This window comes from Micromonospora sp. NPDC085948, assembly GCF_040686315.1.
GTDB lineage: Bacteria > Actinomycetota > Actinomycetes > Mycobacteriales > Micromonosporaceae > Micromonospora.
Genome location: NZ_JBFBJW010000035.1, coordinates 1 through 1,451 on the forward strand (window position 1 = coordinate 1; position 1,451 = coordinate 1,451).

The following is a 1,451-nucleotide window of genomic DNA, read 5'->3' on the forward strand; positions in this document are numbered from 1 at the left end:
CGAAGGAGTTTCAATGACCAAGTCAAGCCGTAGACGCGGTCAGCGGTGGTGTGGGTTGGAACTCGCGGCCGTCGCGCAGCAGTGCCCAGACGACGTCGATCAGGCGGCGGGCCAGGGCGATCAGGGCTTGGGTGTGGATTTTGCCCTCGGCGCGTTTACGCCGGTAGAAGACTTGCGATGGGCCTTCGGGTCTGATCGCCGACAATGCGGCGAGGTAGAACACGCGGCGCAGGCCGCGGTGGTAGCGCTTGGGCCGGTGCAGGTTTCCGCGTACGCGTCCGGAGTCACGGGATACCGGGGCAAGTCCGGCGTAGGCGGCCAGCCGCGACGAGCTGCCGAACGTGGCTCGCAGGTCTCCGCCGGTGTCGGCGAGCAGTTGGGCGCCGAGGATCGGCCCGAATCCGTTCACGCTGGTGATCCGGGCCGCGTGTGGGTGCTGTTCGAACGTGATGGTGATCTGCTTGTCCAGGTTCTTGATCTCGCGGTCCAGGTCGAGCAACTGCGCGGCGAGACGAGCGATCAGCGGAGCCACCGCAGCCTCGGTGGGCAACGCGATCGTCTGGGCGGCCGCTGCGGCCAAGGCCTTGTCGACCATGGCCGGGATGCCTTTGGCCCAGGCGCCACCCGCCAACAGATGCTCGGCCACCCTGTCGGCGCCGGCATCGCGGATACCGGCGGCGGTCTGGAAACCGGTCAGCAGCACCAAAGCCGAGCGGGTCGAGTAGTCGAACGCTGCTTCCAGCGCGGGGAAGATCGACGCGAGCAGGTCCCGCAGCCGGTTGACGCCGCGCACCCAGTCACCCATCAGGTCCTCCCGCCGGGCGGTCAGGACCTGCAGTTCGGCGATGGCCTGGTCCGGGCTGGTGACCTCGGTCAGGTCGTGGCGCAGCCGGGCCGTCTCGGCGATGGTGAAGGCGTCTTTAGCGTCGCTCTTACCTTCCCCGGCGAACGCGCCGGCCATCCGGTTGACCAGCCGGCCGGGCACATACATCACCGTCGCACCGGCCCGGCGCAGCACCGCGAGCAGCAGACCCGCAGTCCCCGAGGTCATATCCAAGGCCCACCGCACCTGCCCGGCAGCCTTGCCCGCCCGGGCGATCAACGCCTCGATCTCGGCCTGGCCGTTGGCCAACCGCTTACTGAACACCACCTTCCCGGTCCCGTCGACCGCACACGCATGGTGATGCGCCTTGCCGACATCGATACCGATCCAGATCTGCTCCCGGACCTTCACCGGCCCGAACCTCCCCATCGAGCGTGACCCCGTCGACGGCACTGCCGGCAGCTCCATAAACAGCGACCAACACGCAGATTTCAATCAGCAGCCAGGCCATCGCAGAACGACAGGGCGGCTACTCCTTCGGAACCACCACGGGCAAGCAGCCATCAGCCACACCCCACCGCTCCGGGCATCCGAGACATCGATCCCGGACATCAACAATCTTATGGAG

Annotated in this window: 1 protein-coding gene; it reads right to left on the minus strand. The window is 67.3% G+C overall.

All coding sequences use genetic code 11. The annotated features are described in order from the left end of the window. Positions 1-22: 22 nt before the first annotated feature. Positions 23-1,234, minus strand: coding sequence for an IS110 family transposase (locus AB0O48_RS34515; RefSeq protein WP_357256211.1), 1,212 nt, complete (start codon positions 1,232-1,234; stop codon positions 23-25). Between the last annotated feature and the right edge of the window lie 217 nt (positions 1,235-1,451).